This is a genomic window from Aeromonas sp. R2-2 (assembly GCF_040908355.1).
Lineage (GTDB): Bacteria > Pseudomonadota > Gammaproteobacteria > Enterobacterales > Aeromonadaceae > Aeromonas > Aeromonas veronii.
The window spans coordinates 159,019-174,173 of sequence record NZ_JBFODQ010000059.1 but is presented as its reverse complement, the minus strand read 5'-3'; the positions used below and the strand labels follow the sequence as shown (position 1 = coordinate 174,173).

Here is a 15,155-nt window from a genome sequence, read left to right as displayed (position 1 = left end):
GTGTGATAAAATCGCCCGCTGATTTTTCAGGTTTTGAGAGTCGATACAGATGAAGATCACCCTGCCCGATTTTGAAAAAGCCCGCGTTCTGGTCGTTGGCGATGTCATGTTGGACCGTTACTGGCATGGCCCTACCGGTCGGATCTCCCCCGAGGCACCGGTGCCCGTGGTCAAGGTTGAACACATTGAGGAGCGTCCGGGCGGTGCCGCCAACGTGGCCCTCAACTCCGCCGCCCTTGGCGCTCATGCCGTGCTGCTTGGCCTGACCGGTCAGGATGAGGCTGCCGATGCCCTGGCTGGCCAGATGGCCGGCGTCAAGGTCGCCTGTGACTTCGTTCGTCTGGCCGACTACCCGACCATCACCAAGCTGCGCGTGCTGTCGCGCAACCAGCAACTGCTGCGCCTCGATTTCGAAGAGGGGTTCCACGCTGTCGACTCCACCCTGCTGGTGAGCAAGGTCGAGCAGGCGCTGCCGCACAGCGATGTGATGATCCTCTCCGACTACGGCAAGGGTGCTCTCAACGACGTGCCCGGCATGATCCAGCGCGCCCGTGCCGCTGGTATTCCGGTGCTGGTCGACCCCAAGGGAACCGACTTCGAGAAGTATCGCGGTGCTACCCTGCTGACCCCCAACATGTCCGAGTTCGAGGCTGTAGTGGGCAAGGTAAAGAGCGAAGAGGAGCTGGTCGCCAAGGGGCTGGATCTGGTCAAGCGCTTCGAGCTGGATGCCCTGCTGGTCACCCGTTCCGAGAACGGCATGACCCTGATCCGCGAAGGTCAACCAGAGCTGCATCTGCCGGCTCAGGCCCACGAGGTTTATGATGTGACCGGTGCCGGTGATACCGTCATCTCCACTCTGGCTACCTCACTGGCGGCAGGCAAGAGCCTGGACGAAGCCTGCGCGCTGGCCAATACCGCTGCCGGTATCGTGGTCGGCAAGCTGGGTACCTCCACCGTCAGTCCGGTCGAGCTGGCCAATGCCCTCTACACCGAGCAGGAGACAGGCTTCGGCGTCATGTCCGAAGCCCAGCTGAAAGTGGCGGTTCGTGCCGCCCGTCTGCGTGGCGAGAAGGTAGTGATGACCAACGGTTGCTTCGACATCCTGCACGCCGGTCACGTCTCCTATCTGGCCAACGCTGGCAAGCTGGGGGATCGCCTGATCGTGGCGGTCAACACCGACGAGTCGGTTCGCCGCCTGAAAGGGCCGGGTCGTCCGGTCAACCCGACCGAGCGCCGCATGGCGGTGCTGGCTGCGCTGGGCGCGGTGGATTGGGTTGTGCCATTTGGTGAAGATACCCCGCAGCGCCTGATCGCCGAGATCCTGCCGGATCTGCTGGTCAAGGGCGGTGACTACAAGCCGGAAGATATCGCCGGTTACGCCGAGGTGACCGCCAATGGTGGCGAGGTGCGCGTTCTCAACTTCGAGGATGGCTGCTCCACCACCGACATCATCAAGACGATCCGCGAGCGCGGCTAACGCGCTGCTGGCCCCGCAATCTGGCGGGGCTCACTATCGGCGGCTGCAATCCGACCGAAATACGGATAACAAAAAGGCGACCTTGCGGTCGCCTTTTTCATGTCCGATAGCGGCTATCAGCCTTTGGCTTTTGCCGTGGCGGGCATCAGGCCCTGGTTCACTTCCACCAGATCCTGCGCTTCCAGAATACCGGCAGCCTGTTTCAGGCTCAGGATATTGAGAATGTAGTTGTAACGGGCTTCGGAGAGCTTCTGCTTGGCCTCGTACAGCTTGCGAGTAGAGTCCAGCACGTCGACGATGGTACGGGTACCCACTTCGTAACCGGCTTCGGTCGCCTTCAGGGCGCTGTCGGCGGAGACCACAGACTGGCTGTAGGCGCGCACCGAGCCGATACTGGCGTTCACGTTGTTGTAGGAGGAGCGCACTGTGCTCTGCACCGAGCGGAAGTTCTTCTCCAGCAGTTCGCTGGCCGCCACGTAGTTGTATTGAGCCTGCTTCACCTTGGAGCTGGTGGCGCCACCGCTGTAGATGGGCAGCTTGAAGGTCAGACCGATATTGGCCTGATTGTCATTGCCGCCCGGCATGCTATCCAGCTTGTAATCGGTATTGCTGGTTTGCAGTCCGGCACCCAGATCCAGAGTCGGCTCATGGCCGGTTTTGGCCAGATCGATCTGCTCCTTGGCAATGTCCTTGCTGATGCGGGCACTGTGCAGTTGCAGGTTCTTGTCCAGCGCCAGCTCCAGCCACTTGTCGGAGCCGAAGGCGGTCTTCTGCGGGCTGAAACGATCAGTGTTCAGCACGTCCAGATTGCGGTGATCGATACCGGTCAGCTCGCGCAGGGTCTCGTAGCTGTTGTCCAGCGAGTTTTCGGCATTGATCTCGTCAGCCAGCGCCTGGTCGCGGGAGGCTTCGGCTTCATGAACGTCGGTGATGGCGGTCAGGCCCACTTCGAAACGCTGCTGGGTTTGCTCCAGCTGACGCTCTACGGCAACCTTGTTGGCACGGACGAATTCCAGGGTATCCATCGCTTTGAGCACATCAAAGTAGGCTTTGGCGGTGCGCACCATCAGGTTCTGGATTTCGAGGTTGTAGGCAACATCTGACTGGGTGGCCTGCTTCTCGCTGATATCCAGATTGACCCAGTTACTGCGACGATAGAGGGATTGCGACAGCGTCACTTCACCCTTGGCGTTGGTATTGCTCTGGGTATCGTTCTTGTTTTGCAGATAATTGAGCCCGGCACCCAGATCGATCTGGGGCAGCAGAGGGGCACGGGATTCGTTGATCTTCTCGAAGGCCTGGTCGCGAACGGCTTTGGACTGCAGCAACTGCGGGTCTTTGATCTGGGCTTGCTGGTAGATGTCGAGCAGGTTTTCGGCATGGGCACCGGCACTGACGCCCAGCAACACCATGACTGACAAAAGTGTTCTTTTCATAGATCGTTTTAACCTTATGTAGTAACCCAAACTGGTTGCTGGAGAGGCAAATATTGTCACCGACCAAGCTTGATTGCAGCTTAATCACTCTACTATAAGCAAAATTTAATGCTAAGAGTCTCAGGTCCGGTGACGGGAACGTCAAGAACCGGACGCAGTTTTCTCCCCGCGCGCCTAGCCAAATGGTCTGTGGCTGCTAAAATCCACCCCTCATTACCATGGCACACCGAGTGAATGAACGTTCATTCATGTTCCTCGGATTTTATGGTCAAACTGATACAAGTCAAGCTGACGGGAGCCCCGGATGTCGCAGCAACCCTTGCCGCAAGATCGGCATTACGCCGCCGATGATGTGAAAATCATTGAAAAATCAGCTGGATATAACGGCTTCTTCAAGGTGAATGTCTATCGTCTGCAGCATCGGTTATTTGCTGGCGGCTGGAATCAGCCCATCGTGCGCGAGCTGTTCGAGCGGGGCCATGCTGCCGCGCTGCTGCCCTATGATCCGGTGCGCGACCAGATCGTGCTGGTGGAGCAGTTCCGCATCGGCGCGATGGAGACCAGCCCGACTCCCTGGCTGCTGGAGCTGGTGGCCGGCATCATCGACGAAGGTGAGACCGCCGAGGCGGTGGTGCGCCGCGAAGCGGTGGAAGAGGCCGGGATCGAGGTGGCCCGCTGCGAGCATGCCATCAGCTATCTGGTGAGCCCGGGCGGTAGCACCGAGCGGATCGAGGTCTTTGTGGGCGAGGTGGATGCCAGCAAGGCGAGTGGTCTGCACGGTCTGGCTGATGAGGGCGAAGATATCCGGGTGCACGTGGTGAGCCGCGAGCAGGCCTATGCCTGGCTCAAAGAGGGGCGCATCGACAATGCGGCCTCGGTCATCGCCCTGCAGTGGCTTGCTCTCAACCACGGCGAGCTGCGCGCCCGCTGGCTGGCGGATCGCTGAGGTGGCACTGACCCTGCAACAGAGCAGGCGCTATGTGCCTGATCTGATGTCCTTGCAGCGTACCTGCGAGGTCAACTACATGGCATTGATGAAACTGCTGCCGCCTGATGGGGAAGTCGGGGCCGAGCGCCGCTATCGGGTCGGCAACGATCTGCAGTTCCAGCTCACCATCATTGGCGAGAGTCGCTTCACCAATCAGGTGATCCTGAGCCAGCACAACCCCGAATTACCCGAATATTTACAAGCTCAGATAGAGATTCGTTTGTATCATGATGTGCGGATGGCGGAAGTGTGTGCAGCGCAACAGATTTCCCGTTTGCAACCACGTTATGATTATCCCAATAAAAAGATGCACCAGCGGGACGAAAAGGAGCAGGTAAATCTGTTTCTGGCCGAATGGCTAAAATTTTGTCTCAGACATGGTACCAGCCCGATCAATATCTCCAGTTGAACAAATAAAAAGAAGCGTGATTTTGGAAACAGAGCTCCCCCAGGCGCAGGACGGCAGTGTGCGCCTGTTGCAAATTACCGACACCCACCTCTTCGCGAGTGCCGAAGGGCGGCTGTTGGCTGTGCGCACCGCAGAGAGTCTGGCCGCCGTGCTGGAACAGGTGCAGGCCAATGAACACCCCTACGAGGTGATTCTGGCGACCGGCGATCTGTCGCAGGATCACAGCCCGGAATCCTATCAGCGTTTCGCCTCCATGATGGCGCCCCTGGGCCGTCCCATCTACTGGCTGCCTGGTAATCACGATGACAGCCCGCTGATGACCGAATATCTCCATGCCGCCGGGATCAGCGAATCCAAGCAGCTGGTGGGCGACCACTGGCAGGTGATCCTGCTCGACACCCAGGTGCGCGGCAAACCCCACGGCATGATTGGCGATCACCAGCTGGCCGCCCTCGACCGTGCCCTGCGCCAATATCCTGATCGCCACGCCCTTATCACCTTGCACCATCAGGCGGTGCCGGTGGGCTGCGCCTGGCTGGATCAACACAATCTCAAGAATGCCGATGACCTGTTCGCCGTACTGGCCCGTCATCCGCAGCAGAAGACCATCCTGTTCGGCCACGTTCATCAGGAGTTTGACGAGGTGCACCGCGGGGTGCGGCTGATTGCCAGCCCCTCCACCTGCATTCAGTTCAAACCGCTCTCCGACGGCTTCGCGCTGGACGAGTCCGGCCCGGGCTGGCGTTATCTCACCCTCTATCCGGATGGGCGGGTGGCCAGCGAGGTGTGGCGCCTGCCGGTGGGGCAGTTTGTGCCCGACCCCAACGCCACCGGTTATTGAGGAGAGCATTCCATGAAGTCGGTTCTCCTCTACCTGCACGGTTTCAACTCCTCACCGGGCTCCGCCAAGGCGCAGCAGATGGCTGCCTGGGTGGCCGCCAACCGGCCCGACATCGAAGTGATCATTCCAGCCCAGCCCAATACGCCAGCGGCGGCCTGGGCGGCTATCGAGCAGACCATTGCCGATCTGCAGCGTCGTTATGGTAGTGAATACAAGCTCGGCGCCGTGGGCAGCTCCCTCGGTGGCTTTATGGCGACCCGGGTGAGCGAGCGGTACGGTTGCCGCGCTGCGCTGATCAATCCGGCGGTGCGCCCCCACGAGCTGCTGTGTGACTACCTCGGCTCCCAGACCAATCCCTATACGGGTGAGCAGTACCAGCTGCTGCCAGAACATATGGACGAGCTACGGGCTCTGGCGGTACCGGTGGCGGCGCCGGAGCGACTCTGGATCCTGCAACAGCAGGGGGATGAGGTGCTCGACTATCGCAAGGCGCTGGATGAATACCGCTTTGCCCGCCTCTCGCTGGAGTGCCGTGGCAACCACGCCTTTGTCGCGTTCGAGCGCTACCCCGCCCAGATCATCCGTTTCCTCGGGTTATAGTCAGGTTTGAGTCAATAAGGGCGGTCTCGCCCTGCTTGTTCTTCTCCAGATCAAGCTTTCGGTGCGGGGAGTTTGTTCTACCCCCGCCTAGCAGTTAAGATTCCCTCCAAACGTCAATTCGCAAGGCCCTCCATGTCTACTCAATACAATGCGGATGCCATTGAGGTCCTCAATGGCCTTGAGCCGGTGCGTCGCCGCCCCGGCATGTATACCGACACCACCCGGCCCAATCACCTCGGCCAGGAGGTCATCGACAACAGCGTCGATGAAGCGCTGGCAGGTCACGCCCGCAGTCTGGAGGTGATCCTGCATGAAGACCAGTCCCTCGAAGTGATCGACGACGGCCGCGGCATGCCGGTCGATATCCACCCGGAAGAGGGCGTTAGCGGGGTGGAGCTGATCCTCTGCAAGCTGCACGCGGGCGGCAAATTCTCCAACAAGAACTACCAGTTCTCCGGCGGTCTGCACGGGGTGGGTATTTCGGTCGTAAACGCCCTCTCCGATCGGGTCGAGGTGACGGTGCGTCGCGACGGTCAGGTCTACGACATCGCCTTCGAGCGTGGCGAGAAGGTGCAGGAGCTGACCATCACCGGCACCTGCGGGCGTCGCAACACCGGCACCCGGGTGCGCTTCTGGCCGCAGGCGAGCTACTTCGATTCGCCCAAATTCTCGGTCACCAAGCTGGAGCACCTGCTCAAAGCCAAGGCCGTGCTCTGCCCCGGCCTTACCATCAAGTTCCTCGACAAGAACACCGGCATCAAGCTGGAGTGGTGCTACGAAGATGGCCTCAAGGATTATCTGGTCGACGCGGTCAAGCAGTTCACCTGCCTGCCGGAGCAGCCCTTTATCGGCTCGTTCAGCTCCGAACAGTCGGCGGTGGACTGGGCGCTCTGCTGGTTGCCGGAAGGGGGCGAATGCCTCGCCGAATCCTATGTGAACCTCATTCCCACCGCGCAGGGCGGTACTCACGTCAACGGCCTGCGTCAGGGGCTGCTCGACGCCATGCGCGAGTTTTGCGAGTTCCGCAACCTCTTGCCGCGCGGGGTCAAGCTGACCCCGGAAGATATCTGGGATCGCTGCGCCTACATCCTCTCCATCAAGATGCAGGATCCGCAGTTCGCCGGTCAGACCAAGGAGCGCCTCTCCTCCCGCCAGAGCTCGGCGTTCGTCTCCGGCGTGGTGAAGGATGCCTTCAGCCTCTACCTGAACAGCAACACCGAGCTGGCGGAGCAGATCGCCGAGATCTGTATCTCCAGCGCCCAGCGCCGGATGCGCGCCGCCAAGACGGTGGTGCGCAAGAAGATTACCCAGGGCCCGGCGCTGCCCGGCAAGCTGACCGACTGTAACTGCGCCGACCCCATGCAGGGGGAGCTGTTCCTGGTGGAGGGTGACTCCGCGGGCGGCAGTGCCAAGCAGGCGCGGGATCGCGAGTTTCAGGCCATCATGCCGCTGCGCGGCAAGATCCTGAACACCTGGGAGGTGGAGGCCGGTCAGGTGCTCGCCTCGCAAGAAGTGCACGATATCTCGGTCGCTATCGGGCTCGACCCCGACTCCGAGGATCTCAGCGGCCTGCGCTACGGCAAGGTGTGCATCCTCGCGGATGCGGACTCGGACGGTCTGCACATCGCCACTCTGCTCTGCGCCCTGTTCGTGAAGCACTTCCGCACGCTGGTGGAGAAAGGCCACGTCTATGTGGCCATGCCGCCCCTCTACCGGATCGATATCGGTAAAGAGGTCTACTACGCCCTCGACGAGGACGAGAAGAACGGCGTGCTGCAACGGGTCGAAGCCGAGAAGAAGAAAGGCAAGGTGATGGTGACCCGATTCAAGGGTCTGGGTGAGATGAACCCGAAACAGCTGCGGGAAACCACCATGGATCCCAACACCCGTCGTCTGGTGCAGCTCACCATGGAGCCGGCAGGAGAGAGCGAAGGGGATGCGGCTGACGAGACCCTGCAGCTGATGGACATGCTGCTGGCCAAGAAGCGGGCGAGCGATCGCCGCGAATGGCTCGAAGAGAAGGGCAACCTCGCCATCATTTAAGCCGTCGGCTGGCCCGCACTGGGCCAGCAAGCATTTAGCCGGAGTCGCCCTGTGGCGGCTCCCGAACCGAAAGAGAAAATCACATGAGTGATGCTATCGAGCTCAGTCTGGACGGGGTAGAGCGCCAGCCAATGCGCACCTTTACCGAACAGGCTTACTTGAACTACTCCATGTACGTCATCATGGATCGGGCCTTGCCGCATATTGGCGATGGCCTCAAACCGGTGCAGCGGCGCATTATCTACGCCATGAGTGAGCTGGGGCTGTCGGCGCTCTCCAAGCACAAGAAGTCCGCCCGTACCGTGGGTGATGTGCTGGGTAAGTACCACCCCCACGGCGACAGCGCCTGTTATGAAGCCATGGTGCTGATGGCCCAGCCCTTCTCCTACCGCTACCCGCTGGTGGACGGTCAGGGTAACTGGGGGGCGCCGGACGATCCCAAATCCTTCGCCGCCATGCGTTATACCGAGGCGCGGCTGTCGCGCTTCTCCGAGCTGCTGCTCTCAGAGCTCGGCCAAGGCACGGTGGAGTGGACGCCGAACTTCGACGGCACCATGAAGGAGCCGGTGGTGCTGCCTGCCCGCCTGCCACACATCCTGCTCAACGGGGTGACCGGTATCGCGGTGGGGATGGCGACCGATATTCCGCCCCACAACGCGCGGGAAGTGGCCTACGCCTGTGCCGAGCTGCTCGACAACCCCAATGCGGGGCTCGATGTGTTGATGCAGCACATTCAGGGGCCGGACTACCCGACCAACGCCGAGATCATCACGCCGCGCGACGATATCCGCAAAATCTACGAGACCGGCAAGGGCTCCATCAAGCAGCGGGCGGTCTGGAGCGAGGAGGATGGCGACATCGTCATCACTGCGCTGCCCCATCAGGCCTCCGGCGCCAAGATCATGGAGCAGATCGCCGCCCAGATGGTGGCGAAAAAGCTGCCGATGGTCACCGATCTGCGGGATGAATCTGACCACGAAAACCCGACCCGTCTGGTGATCGTGCCCCGCTCCAACCGGGTGGATGTAGAGGGGCTGATGGCCCACCTGTTCGCCACCACGGATCTGGAGAAGAACTACCGGGTCAACCTCAACATCCTCGGCCTCGACAACCGGCCGCAGGTGAAGTGTCTCAAAACCATCCTCAGCGAGTGGATCCAGTTCCGCCGCGAGACCGTGCGTCGCCGCCTGCAGTTCCGCCTCGACAAGGTGCTGGCTCGCCTGCACATCCTCGAAGGCTTGCTGATCGCCTATCTCAACATCGACGAGGTGATCGAGATCATCCGTACCGAGGATGAGCCGGGCAAGGTGATGGTGGAGCGCTTCAATATCAGCGAAACCCAGGCCGAAGCGATCCTCGAGCTGAAACTGCGCCATCTGGCCAAGCTCGAAGAGTTCAAGCTGCGCGCCGAACAGAATGAACTGGCCGAAGAGCGCGACAAGCTGGAGCTCATTCTGGGCTCCGAGCGTCGCCTCAACACCCTGCTCAAGAAAGAGCTGCTGGCCGATGCCGAGAAGTACGGCGACGATCGCCGCACCCCGCTGGTGGAGCGTGCTACCGCGGTGGCGCTGACCGAGAAAGAACTTATTCCCAGCGAACCGGTCACCGTCATCCTCTCCGAAAAGGGGTGGGTGCGCGCAGCCAAGGGCCATGACGTGGATGTGACGGGGCTCTCCTACAAGGCTGGGGACAGCTATCTGGCCCATGCCTGTGGCCGCAGCAACCAGCAGGCGGTGTTCCTCTCCACGTTGGGGAGAACCTACGCCCTCGAATCTCACACCTTGCCATCCGCGCGCAGTCAGGGTGAGCCGCTCACCGGCCGCTTTGCGCTGGGGGCAGGGGAAGAGGTGCGCCATCTGGTGATGGGTAACGAAGGCGAGCCGTATCTGATCGCGAGCGACGCCGGTTACGGCTTTGTCTGCACCTATGACGATCTCATCGGCAAGAACAAGAACGGCAAGGCGCTGCTCACCGTGCCGGAAGGGGGTCAGGTGATGGCACCCCAGAAGATCGGCTCGCCGGAGACCGATCTCTGCATGGCCATCTCCAACGAAGGGCGCATGCTGCTGTTCCCGATGAACACCCTGCCGGTGCTCGGCAAGGGCAAGGGCAACAAGCTGATCAGCATTCCGTCGGCTCGGGTGAAAGCACGGGAGGAGTTTGTGGTGATGGCCGCCGTCATCCCGCAGGGCCAGTCGGTCACCCTGTTTGCCGGCAAGCGCAAGCTGACCCTCAAACCCTCTGATCTCGACTACTACCGCGGCGAGCGTGGCCGTCGCGGTGCCAAGCTGCCCCGCGGTTTGCAGCGCGTGGATCGCATCGAGATTGAACCCGCCGCCGGTGCCGAGCCGGCAGCCGGGGAAAATCAGGAAGGGTAATTAATATAGAAGGGCGCGAAAGCGCCCTTATTATTTTATCAGCAATGATGCTTACAATATTAATGTTTTAAATGCATAAGGAATTTGAAATGACGCTTGAGGAACGAGAACTGTATGTTGCTCTAACTAGATATAATTATTTCCCAAATCAAAAGTCTTCGATAGGTGAGCTTCCTCCATGCATTAATTCTCGGCAATTCACACCTGAAATTTCAGATGCGTTGATTGCAATAAATGATGCTAGGCGTGGTGGTTATGATTTAGTTACATATTTCGCCACAAGATACAATAACGCTTCTCGTGAGTTGTCACTTATTCACCCTAGAGCATATTGTCGATTGGCTAGACATATAACGGATAACTGGCATCTGATACGTCATATAAAAGAAAATGAAAATAGCTTTATTAAGCCAGAAGAACATCAAGATGGTCGTATCGTTGTAATGAATTATGAAGACCCAATAGAAAAAACTAACAGAGTATTAAATAATAGCTTTGGTAAACGATACATTGTAAGTGCGGATATATCTAGCTGCTTTGATAGCATTTATACTCATGCAATATCATGGGGGTTAGTTGGTTTTGATTTTGCAAAAACAAACCGAGGTGATCACCATTGGTTTAATAAGTATGATATGTACCAACGTTATTGTAAAAGAAATGAAACTCAAGGTGTTCCTATTGGGCCTGCAGCATCAAACATTGCATTGGAAGTAATCCTCAGCAAAGTGGATAGTGAGCTAAGGAACGCAAACTTTTTATTCAATAGATATGTGGATGACTATACGTGTTATTGTGAAACTAGTGAAATTGCACATAAATTTATTTTGACGCTTAGTAAAGAATTAAAGAAGTTTAAACTTACTTTAAATACACAAAAGACAGTGATTACTGAGCTACCTTCACCTGCACAGGATGCATGGGTTACTGAAATACTATCATGTCTACCTAGTCGTCTAAATCATGCACATGATGAAGAGCCCAAACTTACTGCATCTGAAGCAGTTACTTTTCTTAATAATTCAATTTTAATAAACAAAAAAACGCCCGATGGAAGCGTATTGAAATATGCTATCCAGCTAATAATTGAACATTTAGATTTATCTGCCCCTCTATCTGTTTATCGGGCTGTCTTAAGTCTGTCGTGGCATTACCCTATTTTAATTCCATATTTAGACTCTTTGATAGAAAAGGCTGAACTATCCAATGATGAGATCGAACCGGATCTCAAAAAACTAATAGAGGAAAATAGTACATTAATGCGTTCAGATGGTATTTGTTGGCCTCTGTATATTATGAAGAAAAACAATATAATGCCATCTAGTGGTGTTGTTGAATCTGTATTGAACAGCAAGGATTGCGTTGCATTAACGATACTTAATTCAATGATAAATAGCGAGGAGATTGTAGCCTTTGCTAAAGAAGTTATAGCTACAGATGATAAGTATTATATTGATACATACTGGCTCTTAATTTATCAACTTTTCAGAGAGGGTAAAATAGATGATGTATCTGATAATATGAGTGCATTTGTTATAATGCGAGATCGTGGTGTGAATTTCATTCCTGAGGATATAATTACTCAAGCTGAGCTGGATAGCGATGCAGTTAAATTAAAAATGATATTTTCACACTTTGATGATGAGTGAATATCTAAGGGTTGATTAGGTCCGTAGGTCTGATTAGCGAAGCGTAATCAGACGATCGCGAAAACAGGTTGCCACAATGTGGTTGCTAATTCTTTTTTGGTGCCCCCTCATCCTCAGCCCTTCTCCCTTTATCTATGGCAAAGAGTGGGAGAAGGGGGTTCTGTAATCACCGATGGTTGATGGCATGACCACCACGGCTGAGATTGGTACTGAGTTGTTCCCTCTCCCCTTGGGAGAGGGAATAGGGCAAACGTCACAGCGAGCGCCAGGTTGCCAACCTGAAAAAGAACCATCCATCCCGCCATAAAAGAGGGCCCCGCCATCCATGATGGCGGGGCCCTTTGCATTAACAGCAGTGCCGCTGATTCAACCGTTCGCACTGGCAGGGGCCACTGAAATGGCTGGCCCGAGCCCGATCAGACGGGGATGGCTGTCGCCGTCGGGGTGATCTTCGAGGCAATCAGCAGGCGCAGGCGGGGCACCAGCAGTAGCAACACCAAGCCGCCCGCCAGCGAGCCCCAGCCCAGCATATTGAACACCGAGCTGTAACCCGGGTTGGTGGCGACCGGGGTGCTGCCGATATTCTGCGGCATGGCGCCAGAGACATAGCCCGCCAGCACCGAGGCGACGCCGGTCACCATCATCCAGCAGCCCATCATCAAGCCTTGCAGGCTGGCGGGGGCCAGCTTGCCAATCATGGCGTAACCGATGGGGGAGATCAGCAGCTCGCCAAAGCTCTGCAGCACATAGCTGATGGCGATCCACTTGAAGGCGACCAGCCCGTCGGCCCCCGCCAGATGGATGCCGATCGGCAGCACTAGCATGCCGAGCCCCATGCAGAACAGGGAGGCGGCAAACTGGGAGGGGATGTCGATATTCCACCCCTGTTCGCGCAGCCGCTTGAACAGCAGCGCCATCAAGGGGCCACCGATAACGATGACGAGGGTGTTGATGTTCTGGATCCACTGCGGGGCGACTCGCAGCCCGAACACGTTGAGGTTGATGTTGTGCTCGGAGAAGAGCATCAGCCCCATGGGCGCCAGCTGGTAGAGCGACCAGAAGATGAGGGAGCCGAGGGCGAGGATCAGGTAAGCCACCATGCGGCTGCGCTCGGCGGCGTCCGGATGGCGGGCGGTCATCACGCAGAGCAGTACCAGTACTACGGCCCCCAGGATCAGCACAAAGCTGCCGCTGAAGCTGGCGTGGGTCAGCAGCAGGCGCAGCGCCGGCACCAGCATGGCCAGAATGGCGATACCTGCCAGCATGCGGCGGTAGAAGCCGCTCCCTTTGACGTGGCGCAGCGGGGTGCTGATATCCGCCAGAATCGGCCAGCAGGCGAAGGTGGCGATGATGGCGATGATGTTGCCCTGCGTCGCGAACAGGAACAGGGTGCGGTAATCCTCGGTGAGCTGGAAGTAGCCCGCCACCGTGAAGCCGATAAAGAAGCCCAGATTCATCCCGGCGTAGTTCCACAGGAAGGCGCTCTCGCGGCGGTGATCATCCGGGGCGAAGCGCTGGGTCAGCATCATGTTGAGGCAGGTGACGTTGAGGCCGCTGCCGGTGAGGAACATGGCGAGCCCCCAGTAGAGGCCAGTGATCCCCATCTCGGCGATGAAGTAGCAGCCGATCACCTGCAGCACCATCCCCATCACGAACAGGTTGCGGTTGCTGAGGTAGCGCCCGCCGAGATAACCGCCAAACAGGTGCAGGCCATAGTTGAAGGCCCCGAAGACCCCCATCATGGCGTTGGCCTGGGATTCGCTAAAGCCGAGCCGCTTGGTGGCGTAGAGCACCAGCGTGGAGTAGAGCACTGCAAACCCCAGGGTCGAGAAGGTTTGGATAAAGAACAGCGCCCCGGAGCCGGGGGGAATGGTGGGGTGTTGATTCGAAGCGCTCACGGTCTGTCTCCTGTGAGAGAAGAAAGTCATAACTCGTCCTGAGAGCGTACCGGTCTGCTGCCGGCTAGCCTTGTGCGCTTCCATGCTGGTCTGAAGGCCGGTCTGTCATTTAGCGGCCAAGCGGTGCAAATAGCCATACCTGAAATTTAATCCGGCGCGATTAATTGCTTTTTATTGATCTATTCCGCCTTTTTATGCGTGATTGAGTCATGGTTGTAGCTCGGCTTACCACGCGATTGCGGCACGGTTGATGTGAGCCAGTCGGCTATTTAGTGCCGATTATGGCGCTGTAGCGGGATCTGCGTCCCACTTTGTTGTCCCGAAACGCAGCTGGCGCCAAGCCGTTGTATCGCAGGTTGTTTATTCATTCTTGGGCATTGAGTGAATAAATATCGGGAGGAGAAGGGGTTGCCTCAGGGTGACTTGCGTGTGTTCCCTCTCTGTTTGGGAGAGGGTGAGGGGAGGATAGAACAACGCCCGGCGGGCCGGGCGTTGTGGTGCGACTGATGGGCGGCGAAAGCGGCCTTAGAAGTCGTGGTAGAGCGGCCAGCCGAGCAGCGGGTGCTTGAGACCGGCGCGCATCTCGATGTTGTCGAGCTTCTCCGGCGAGGCGTTCTCTTTTTGCAGCAGCTGGTACTGGCGCACAAAGCCGAGGGTGTGCAGCAGGTTCGGCACAAAGCCCGGGCTCAGCTCCTGACGCAGGGCGGCGGCCATGTCGGCGGGTAGCGCGCTTAGCATCAGGGCGAGCTGGGCGGCGAGGTAGTCGGTGTCATACCAGCCCTCGTCGAGCTCAATCTCCCGCGCCAGTTTGCGCTTGAGATCCTGCTTCACCTTGAGCGGGGCGGCGCCACTGCCCTTGCCGCAGAGGATGCGGTAGAGCAGCGCTTCGGCCAGCTTGTCCTCCATGGTGGGGTGGTCGCTCTCGCAGGCGAAAAAGTGCTGGTCGATGAGCTCCATCAGGCGGCTCTTGTTGTGCTCGGTCAGCGCTTTCTCGTACTCCTGCCACCCTTGCCACTCCTCCGCATCGGGCGGGCTCGAGATCTTGTCCAGCAGGCGCGCATCCACGTCACCGTAGAGGCTGTTGCCAGCCTGCTTGGGGCTGACGGTAATGAGCATTGACCAGCCCTTCTGGAACGGCTTGATGGGGCCTTCCGGCGCCTGCAGCAGCGCCAGCGCCTTGGCCGGATCCCGCGCCGAGAGCTCCTGCAGGCCGAGGCTCACCACGCCGATGACGTCGTGGGCGGCCTGCTCCAGCAGGTGCATCTTGTACTTGTTGTAGTACTTGTCGGCGAATTTGAGGCTCATCAGCACCGCCTTGCCCTTGATGGCGGCGAGCTGTTGCTGACTCAAGAGTTCGTTGTCGCGGCCAAAGCGCAGCACCTGGCTCAGAAAGGGGCCCTGGTTGGCATCGCGAATGACTAACTGCATGAATGGGC

At 58.1% G+C, this 15,155-nt stretch carries 11 protein-coding genes; 8 read left to right on the top strand and 3 right to left on the bottom strand.

What is annotated here, in order from left to right; translation table 11 throughout:
- Positions 1 to 49: 49 nt before the first annotated feature.
- Positions 50 to 1,477: a bifunctional D-glycero-beta-D-manno-heptose-7-phosphate kinase/D-glycero-beta-D-manno-heptose 1-phosphate adenylyltransferase HldE gene (gene hldE, locus AB5Z09_RS11795; RefSeq protein ID WP_368195364.1), complete on the top strand. Its 1,428-nt coding sequence runs from the start codon at positions 50 to 52 to the stop codon at positions 1,475 to 1,477.
- A 116-nt stretch (positions 1,478 to 1,593) separates the two neighbouring features.
- Here the strand turns inward: hldE and tolC are convergent, their stop codons facing one another.
- Entirely contained in the window at positions 1,594 to 2,913 is a 1,320-nt protein-coding gene (gene tolC, locus AB5Z09_RS11790) for an outer membrane channel protein TolC (protein ID WP_021231688.1), read from the bottom strand.
- Between the two features lie 304 nt (positions 2,914 to 3,217).
- On the opposite strand from tolC, the gene nudF reads away from it, so the two are divergent.
- From nudF to drt4, 7 genes are all read left to right on the top strand, one after another.
- Entirely contained in the window at positions 3,218 to 3,859 is a 642-nt protein-coding gene (gene nudF, locus AB5Z09_RS11785; protein WP_064335385.1) for an ADP-ribose diphosphatase, read from the top strand.
- A gap of 1 nt (position 3,860) precedes the next feature.
- Positions 3,861 to 4,310, top strand: coding sequence for a DUF1249 domain-containing protein (locus AB5Z09_RS11780; RefSeq protein WP_005335899.1), 450 nt, complete (start codon positions 3,861 to 3,863; stop codon positions 4,308 to 4,310).
- Positions 4,311 to 4,332: 22 nt separating this feature from the next.
- Entirely contained in the window at positions 4,333 to 5,151 is an 819-nt protein-coding gene (gene cpdA, locus AB5Z09_RS11775; protein ID WP_041202814.1) for a 3',5'-cyclic-AMP phosphodiesterase, read from the top strand.
- A 12-nt stretch (positions 5,152 to 5,163) separates the two neighbouring features.
- Positions 5,164 to 5,751: a YqiA/YcfP family alpha/beta fold hydrolase gene (locus AB5Z09_RS11770; protein ID WP_368195363.1), complete on the top strand. Its 588-nt coding sequence runs from the start codon at positions 5,164 to 5,166 to the stop codon at positions 5,749 to 5,751.
- A 132-nt stretch (positions 5,752 to 5,883) separates the two neighbouring features.
- A complete protein-coding gene (gene parE / locus AB5Z09_RS11765) occupies positions 5,884 to 7,794 on the top strand; it encodes a DNA topoisomerase IV subunit B (RefSeq protein ID WP_103251420.1) in 1,911 nt (636 codons plus the stop codon).
- Positions 7,795 to 7,877: 83 nt separating this feature from the next.
- Entirely contained in the window at positions 7,878 to 10,172 is a 2,295-nt protein-coding gene (gene parC, locus AB5Z09_RS11760) for a DNA topoisomerase IV subunit A (protein ID WP_368195362.1), read from the top strand.
- 89 nt (positions 10,173 to 10,261) lie between these two features.
- Positions 10,262 to 11,821, top strand: coding sequence for an antiviral reverse transcriptase Drt4 (gene drt4, locus AB5Z09_RS11755; protein ID WP_368195361.1), 1,560 nt, complete (start codon positions 10,262 to 10,264; stop codon positions 11,819 to 11,821).
- A 416-nt stretch (positions 11,822 to 12,237) separates the two neighbouring features.
- On the opposite strand, the gene AB5Z09_RS11750 is transcribed toward drt4, so the two are convergent.
- The gene (locus AB5Z09_RS11750; protein ID WP_368195360.1) at positions 12,238 to 13,719 is read right to left on the bottom strand and encodes a peptide MFS transporter; all 1,482 of its coding nucleotides are present in this window, start codon (positions 13,717 to 13,719) and stop codon (positions 12,238 to 12,240) included.
- A 525-nt stretch (positions 13,720 to 14,244) separates the two neighbouring features.
- Complete coding sequence (locus tag AB5Z09_RS11745) at positions 14,245 to 15,147, bottom strand: hypothetical protein (protein WP_368195359.1); 903 nt, start codon at positions 15,145 to 15,147, stop codon at positions 14,245 to 14,247.
- Between the last annotated feature and the right edge of the window lie 8 nt (positions 15,148 to 15,155).